Origin of the sequence: Serratia sp. 506_PEND, from assembly GCF_001076875.1 — a bacterium.
Lineage (GTDB): Bacteria > Pseudomonadota > Gammaproteobacteria > Enterobacterales > Enterobacteriaceae > Serratia > Serratia marcescens.
In genome coordinates, this window is sequence record NZ_JVEL01000568.1 from 1,028 (window position 1) to 8,594 (window position 7,567).

The window sequence follows — 7,567 nt, forward strand, 5'->3', positions numbered from 1 at the left end:
CCCAGCTGGAGATTTACGGCTTTGCGCGGGTAAAAGAGCACAGCGGTTACGTGCTGTTCGAATGCTACCAGCCGGACGATGCCGATCGCCTGGCGCGGGAGATTCCGTTCCGCGAACTGATTTTCGCCCGCCAGATGATCGTGGTGGGTGAGCTGCTGCGCGATCTGCCGCCGGAAGATCGGGTATCGCCGATCGTCGGCATGCTGATCGGCGTAGTCGATCGCGGCGGCGAGCTGCGGGTGGAAGTGCCGGACACCAACGAAAGCAAAGAGCTGATGAAGTTCTGCCGCAAGCTGACGGTGCCGCTGCGCGCCGCGATGCGCGAGCAGAAGGTGCTGATGGCGCGCGAGAACCCGACTCGCCCGGTGGTGCATGTGTTTTTCATCGCGCCGGGCTGCTGCTATGTCGGTTACTCCTACAGCAACAACAACTCGCCGTTCTACATGGGCATTCCGCGTCTGCGCTTCCCGGCGGATGCGCCGAGCCGCTCGACGCTGAAGCTGGAAGAAGCGTTCCACGTGTTCATCCCCGCCGACGAGTGGGACGAGCGCCTGGCCAGCGGCATGCACGCGGTCGATCTGGGCGCTTGCCCGGGCGGCTGGACCTATCAGTTGGTGAAACGCAGCATGATGGTGCATTCGGTGGATAACGGCCCGATGGCGCCAAGCCTGATGGAAACCGGCCAGGTGACGCACCACCGCGCCGACGGCTTCAAGTTCGAGCCGAACAGCAGCAAGATCTATTGGCTGGTGTGCGACATGGTGGAGAAACCGGCGAAGGTGACCAGCCTGATGATTCAGTGGCTGGTGAAAGGCTGGTGCCGTGAAGCGATCTTTAACCTCAAGCTGCCGATGAAAAAGCGCTACGAGGAAGTGTCGCAAAACCTGATGAGCATCCGCGAAGCGCTGGGCGCCGCCGGCATCAGCGCTGAAGTGCACGCCAAGCAGCTGTATCACGATCGCGAAGAGATCACCGTACACGTGCGCCGCATGTGGTCGGCGGTGCCGGGCCGCCGCGACGAGCGCGATTAACCGCGTGAAGCCTTAATGAAGGGCGCTGCTTGCAGCGCCCTTATTGTATCGGCAGGCGCAGCTGCTGCAGGTTGCCGTCCAGCGACAGATCGGTGCGCAGCGTGGCGACCCGTTTGCTGATGTAGGCCAGCTCGCGGTGCTGCTCCAGCTTACCGCGCCATTTCTCCGGCACCTGCTCCAGGTGCTGATAAAGCCCGTCCAGATTACCCGATTGCTGCAGCAGCAGCACGGCGGTCTTCGGCCCGATGCCGGCCACGCCGGGGATCTTGCTGCTGCCGATCCCCGCCAACCCCCAGTAGTCCGGCAGCTGCTGCGGCTGCACGCCAAACTCCTGTTGCACGAAAGGCATATCCAGCCAACGTTTCTGGAAGTAATCGCGAATTTGTACGTTCGGCGCCAGCAGTTGGCAATAGCCTTTGTCGGTGGAGACGATGGTCACCTGGTGGCCGCCGCCGGCGACCTTCGCCGCCAGCGTGGCCGCCAGATCGTCCGCTTCGTTGCCGGGCGAATGCCAGCTGGCGACGCCCAGTTCGGCAAAGGCTTCGCGCAGCTGCGGCATCTCCTGCTGCAGGTTTTCCGGCATCGGCGAGCGCCCGGCCTTGTAGTCCGGCAGAATTTGGTGGCGCCAGCTGTCGCTGCGATCGTCCTCGTCGAATACCGCCACCGCGTGAGTTGGGCGGCTGTGCTGGAGCAACTGCTGCAGCGCGTGGCGGCAGGCGTTGACGCAAGGGGAGCCCTGCACGGCGTGAATGCGGCGGATGAGGTTCAGGGCGTCGACAATCAGTAGGTGTATCATCATGGGCGGTAAGGTCAGAAAAAACAGGGCGGCCGTTACGCCGCCCGGGATTGAGGGTCAGGCGACGATTTCGTAGCAGGGCACATAGGCGCTGCCCGGCAGCTTCATGCGGTGCTGGGCAACAAAGCCCTGCAGCAGGCTGTCCATCTGCTTCATCATTTGCGGTTCGCCGTGCAGCTTGTACGGGCCGAACTGCTCAATGGCGTGGATGCCGTTTTCCTTCACGTTACCGGCCACGATGCCGGAGAAAGCGCGGCGCAGCGCGGCGGCCAATTGCTCCGGCGGCTGGTTCGGATAAAGATTGAGGTTCGCCATGTTCTCATGGGTCGGCTCGAACGGCAGCTGCAGATCCGGCGCGATGCGGATCGACCAGTTAAAGCTGTAGGCGTCGCCGGTGTTGCGGCGGTTTTCCTTCACCAGCGGCATGGCTTTTTTCATCTGCCGCGCCACTTCCGCCGGATCGTCGATGATGATGGTGTAATGGCGGCGCGCTTCGTCGCCCAGCGTGTTCATGATGAACTCGTCCAGCACGCGGAAGTAGTCGGCGCTCTCTTTTGGCCCGGTCAGGATCAGCGGCAGCACCTGTTCACTGTTCTCCGGGTTCATCAGGATACCCAACAGGTACAGCAGCTCTTCGGCGGTGCCGACACCGCCCGGGAAGATAATGATGCCATGCGCGATGCGCACGAAGGCTTCCAGGCGTTTTTCGATGTCCGGCATGATCACCAGCTCGTTCACCAGCGGGTTAGGCGGCTCGGCGGCGATGATCGAAGGCTCGGTCATGCCGATGAAGCGGCTGTTGCGGTAACGCTGCTGCGCGTGACCAACCGCCGCGCCTTTCATCGGCGCTTCCATCGCGCCCGGCCCGCAGCCGGTGCAGATGTTCAGCTCGCGCAGGCCCAGCTGGCTGCCGACCTTGCGCGCGTACAGATATTCGTTCTCGTTGATCGAGTGGCCGCCCCAGCACACCACCATGTTGGGATCTTCATCCAGATGCAGCGTGCGTGCATTGCGCAGGATCGAAAATACCAGGTTGGTGATGTGGGCCGAGTTTTCCAGATTCAGGTGCTGGAAACGGCCGGCGCTGGCGATTTGGCCGTGCACGAACAGGATGTCGCGCAGCACGGCGAACAGGTTGGCCTGCAGCGAACGGATGATGCGGCCGTCGACGAACGCCTCTTCCGGCGGGTTGACCAGCTCCAGCTTCACCCCGCGCTCGCGGCGCAGCACGTTGATGTCGAAGGTTTCATAGCGCGACAGCAGCTGTTTGCTGTTGTCGGTTTGGCTGCCGGAGTTCAACACGGCCAGCGAACAGTTGCGGAACAGGCGGTACAGGTCGCTGCTGGCGGTGCGCTTCAGCATGTCTACTTCCAGCTGCGACAATAAATCCATAGAGCCAAGCGGGCTGATGTGTGTAATCAAGGTAACTCCTTTGCACCCGGTGCGGGGCGGTAGTAATCCATACGCAGCAAAACAGCATCTCGTTATGGTTGGCGTGCTGCGGCGCAGCGGGCGCTCTGCCCGGCCGCAGCCTCGTTTTAACCTTACCGCCGTCCCTGGGCTTTTACCAACATAAACCGCTCGTTAGCTCAGTTGTTGAGCAATGTTTCGCACTTATTGGCGCGCCAGGCGGCCGTGCGCGGGAGCGAATGCGACGTTGCTGCGCCACGGGTTGATATCCAGACCGCCGCGGCGGGTGTAGCGGGCGTAAACCGTCAGGCTTTGCGGCCGGCAGTAGCGCATCAGATCGTTGAAGATGCGCTCGACGCACTGCTCGTGGAATTCGTTGTGGTGGCGGAAGGAAACCAGATAGCGCAGCAGCGCTTCGCGATCGATCTTGCCGCCGCGATAGCTTATCTGCACCGAGCCCCAATCTGGCTGATGGGTGATCAGGCAGTTGGACTTCAGCAGGTGGCTGACCAATTGCTCTTCCACCACCTCTTCACCGGCGGCGTTCAGCAGGTAGTCGGCGCTGAACTCATAATTGTCGATGCGGATATCCTGCTGGTCGATGCAGTCGCCGGCCAGACGGGCGATCGGCGTGTCTTCCAACTGCTCAACGCTGAACAGGGTGACGCTGACCTCGCCCTGGGCGCAGGCGGACAGATCGCGCTGCAGGGTGCTGCGCACCGTTTCCCAATCGGCGAACGGCGTTTGATTGAAGCTGTTGAGATACAGCTTGAAGCTTTTCGATTCGATCAGGTTCAGGCTGTCGGCGTTGAGACTGATCTCGCCGACCGCTACCTGCGGCAGCCCGTTGGCGTTCAGCCAGGAGAGTTCGTACAGCGTCCAGATGTCCGCGCCGTGGAAGGGCAGGTTGTCGGGATACAGCCCCAGCGGCTCGCGGTTCATGCTGCGCGGCACCGCCTGCAGCAACGTGGCGTCGTAGCGATCGCGGTAAGCGGTGGGTTTGCCCAGCGTCAGCCCTGACAGGGCCTGGTGGTCTTGATAGGAGGACATCTGCTGTCACCTCGGTCAGAGATAGGTACAATGGCCGTCAGTTTAACGTATGCGAGAAAGAATATGGACCATGATGTATCGCACGCTCTGCGTGAATTCACTCAACGCTATGTCGAGTTGTGGCAGCAAGCGCGCGGCCACGCGCCGGCCAGCCAGGCGCTGTACGGCGTGCCGTCGCCCTGCATCGTGGAGAATCGCGAGGATGACGTGCTGTGGTTGCCGCAGCCTTTTGAACCTGCGGCGACGCTGGAGAAGGTAGAAGCCGCGCTGGAGTTGCGTTTGCAGCCGGATGCGCACCGTTTCTACACGCAGCAATACGCGGGTGACATGAGCGCGCAATTTGGGGAGCATCGCCTGAGCCTGCTGCAGGTCTGGAGCGAGGAGGATTTTATCCGCCTGCAGGAGAACCTGATCGGTCATCTGGTGACGCAAAAACGTCTCAAGCTGTCGCCAACGCTGTTCCTGGCGACCACCGAATCCGAGATGACGATGGTGTCGCTGTGCAACGTCAGCGGCAACGTGGTGCTGGAACAATTCGGCAGCGATAAGCGCACCTTGTTGGCGGCGACGCTGGGGAATTTCCTCGATGCGCTGCGCCCGGTGCTGGACTGAAGCGCGGCGGATTCGCCGTCGCCCGTGTGAGAGATCTCTCACACGGGCTGTGAGATATCGCTCTTAATTTTTCCCACCTTTTTTCAGACTATGAGATTATTGTTATCCAGATCAATTGGTTAGAATTTCTTTAGGATAACTCTTAGGCTTAATTTAGTGTGAGACGCCTCCCAAACCCTTGTGATTCCGGGGAATTTAAGCGATCTTATCGTTACCGGAACGGAACCGGCGGAGCAGGAAAGCATCAGGATGATGCAGCTTCAGGACGAAGAAAGGGATGCGCTCAGGCAAGAGCGAAGGATGGCGTCAGGAGATGCCCAGGATGTTTCAGGATAGAAACCAGGGACACCTCCAGGACGGAGATTGAGAGCCGACACCGGACTGTCGGCGGGTCAGGAAGGCTGAGGAACCGCGTCAGGACGATGCTGCGGGATGATGCAAGGATCACTTGGTCAGGATGGCCGCAGGAAAAGTTTTCAAGGATTGAGCAGGGAGCACACTGTGTAGCGGGATGGCTATAAAACGAACCGGGGGCACTGTTAACGCAGTGCCCCCAACTTTTTGTTCTCTCCCGCCGTGCGTGCGCCCCGCTTTAATCCCTCTTCCGCGTTAACCAATCGCGCCCAGCGTATCGCCTGCGCCCTGTTTTTTCGGCAACAGGAATAGCGTGGCGTAGATATCCAGCAGGTAGATCGCCGCCAGCAGGTTGATCGCGGCGGTGAACGATACCTGCGTCACCAGCGCGCCGATCACCAATGGCCCCAGGCCGCCGACGCCGCGCCCCAGATTGAACAGGATGTTTTGCGCGGTGGCGCGCGCCTGAACCGGGTAAGTATCGGAAATCAATGCGCCGTAGCCGCCGATCATGCCGTTGACGAACATGCCCATCACGGCGCCGGCGAACAGCATCAGCATCGGATCGCTCAACTGGGCGTAGCCGATCACCATCACTACCGCGCCGACCTGATACAACACGAAAATCTTCCAGCGGGCGAAGCGATCGGCCAGCATGCCAAACAGCCAGATGCCGAACGTCATGCCGACCACCGTCACCGCCGTCCACAGGCCGGACTTGGTGAGCGAGAAGCCGAAGTTTTTCGCCAGGTAAGTCGGCATCCAGATCATCAGCCCGTAGTAACCGAAGTTCTGCACCGAACAGAGAATGAAGATGCCGATGCTGGCCTTGCCGGTGGCGCGATCTTTAAACAGCAGGCGCAAACGCTGAAGGAAGGAGAGCGGCTGCCCGGCGTCTTTCTGCCGCACGAATTCCTCCGGTTCGCCCAGCGTGCGGCGGATCAGGAATGACGCCAGCGCCGGCAGCAGGCCGACCAGGAACATGCCGCGCCAGCCGATATGTTCCAGCAGCAGCGGCGTCAGGAAAGCGGCCGCCAGCACGCCCAATTGCCAGCCCATGCCGACGTAAGCCGAAGCGCGGTTGCGCTTCTCCGCCGGCCAGGCTTCCGCGATCAGCGCCATGCCGATGCCGAATTCGCCACCCAACCCGATGCCCGCCAGGGTGCGATAGGCCAGCAGATCCCAATAGCCTTGCGCCACGGCGCACAGGCCGGTGAACAGGGAAAACATCAGAATGGTGATGGTCAGCACCCGGATACGGCCGAAACGATCGCTGAGGTGGCCGAAGATCACGCCGCCCAGCACCGCGCCGATCAGCGTCCAGGTGACCAGCGAACCGGCGGCCGATGAGGATAATCCCAATTCGATGCTGATGGCCGGCAGCATAAAGCCGAGGATCAGCAGGTCAAACCCGTCCATGGCATAACCGGTGACCGAGGCCAACATGGCCTTACCGGGCGTCGCGTGGTTTTTTTTCTCTGTTATTACGGACATGAATCTTTATCTGTGTGGTGAATTCGGTGGCCCTATTGTGCCGCGCGACGGTGAACGTCACCAGATAAAAACGGTGAGCTGTCTCAGGCGCGCCGAATTTGGGCTATAAAAATGCTATGCTTTGCCGCCTTTCAGCCAGAGCGCTGAATACCATGATGAAAAGAGATCGGGAATGCAGATGAGTATACATAACCAGGTGCGCCGCAGTTTGCAGGCGATTGAACAATCCATGCGCGATCTGGCGCTGTGGCAGGCCGCGCCGCCTGAGCATGAGGCTTTCTCCAGCACCGAGCCGTTCTGCATCGACAGCATGTCGGCCGAAGCCTGGCTGCAGTGGGTGTTCTTGCCGCGCATGTATGCGTTGTTGGACGCCGAAGCGCCGTTGCCGACGCGCTTCGCCATCACGCCTTATTTCGAAGAGGCGTTGAAAGATCGTGAACCGAGCAGTCTGCCGCTGCTGGTGCTGCTGCAACAGCTGGATTTGATGTTGAATAAAGAGCCGTAATGCGCCGGCGGCGCGCAGATTTTTGCCGCCCGGCAGTGTAGAGTACTCGCGCGGATGCCGGGCAGGAGAGCCGACGGCGTCTTTCGGCTCGGTTTAACCGCAGCGGTTGACCGGGGGCTGCATTAGGATGATGAGGTGCTGCAATAATGGATTTATTAAGGTTTATCCTGCGTTTGCCTTTTACCCTGGTTAAGGGCGTTTGTCGCCTGCTTGGCGGGGCGTTGTCGCTGTTGGGGCGGTTGCTGAGACCGCTGGTCGGCAACCTCAGCTGGCGCGCGCCGGCCTGGTGGGCTGCGCTGCCGCGCGGTTTTTTGC

The 7,567-nt window shown here is 60.7% G+C and carries 7 protein-coding genes; 3 read left to right on the forward strand and 4 right to left on the reverse strand.

What is annotated here, in order from left to right; translation table 11 throughout:
• Nucleotides 1-1,031 (forward strand): 23S rRNA (cytidine(2498)-2'-O)-methyltransferase RlmM (gene rlmM / locus ADK28_RS25275; protein ID WP_048796978.1); only part of this gene is annotated, 1,031 nt, incomplete at its 5' end.
• 40 nt (nucleotides 1,032-1,071) lie between these two features.
• Here the strand turns inward: rlmM and xni are convergent.
• From xni to queF, 3 genes are all read right to left on the reverse strand, one after another.
• Nucleotides 1,072-1,830: a flap endonuclease Xni gene (gene xni, locus ADK28_RS25280; protein WP_033639517.1), complete on the reverse strand. Its 759-nt coding sequence runs from the start codon at nucleotides 1,828-1,830 to the stop codon at nucleotides 1,072-1,074.
• Between the two features lie 54 nt (nucleotides 1,831-1,884).
• On the reverse strand, nucleotides 1,885-3,249 hold the full coding sequence (gene ppnN / locus ADK28_RS25285; RefSeq protein ID WP_021505658.1) for a nucleotide 5'-monophosphate nucleosidase PpnN: 1,365 nt from the start codon (nucleotides 3,247-3,249) through the stop codon (nucleotides 1,885-1,887).
• Between the two features lie 192 nt (nucleotides 3,250-3,441).
• A complete protein-coding gene (gene queF / locus ADK28_RS25290) occupies nucleotides 3,442-4,287 on the reverse strand; it encodes an NADPH-dependent 7-cyano-7-deazaguanine reductase QueF (protein WP_033639518.1) in 846 nt (281 codons plus the stop codon).
• Nucleotides 4,288-4,350: 63 nt separating this feature from the next.
• Between queF and syd the strand changes: the two genes are divergently transcribed.
• Complete coding sequence (gene syd, locus ADK28_RS25295; protein WP_016929899.1) at nucleotides 4,351-4,899, forward strand: SecY-interacting protein; 549 nt, start codon at nucleotides 4,351-4,353, stop codon at nucleotides 4,897-4,899.
• Nucleotides 4,900-5,508: 609 nt separating this feature from the next.
• On the opposite strand, the gene ADK28_RS25300 is transcribed toward syd, so the two are convergent.
• Nucleotides 5,509-6,747, reverse strand: a complete 1,239-nt coding sequence (locus ADK28_RS25300) for an MFS transporter (protein WP_048796976.1) — start codon at nucleotides 6,745-6,747, stop codon at nucleotides 5,509-5,511.
• A gap of 178 nt (nucleotides 6,748-6,925) precedes the next feature.
• Here ADK28_RS25300 and ADK28_RS25305 point away from each other — a divergent pair, with 178 nt between their 5' ends.
• Nucleotides 6,926-7,252, forward strand: a complete 327-nt coding sequence (locus tag ADK28_RS25305) for a YqcC family protein (protein ID WP_028127529.1) — start codon at nucleotides 6,926-6,928, stop codon at nucleotides 7,250-7,252.
• The last annotated feature ends 315 nt before the right edge of the window (nucleotides 7,253-7,567 follow it).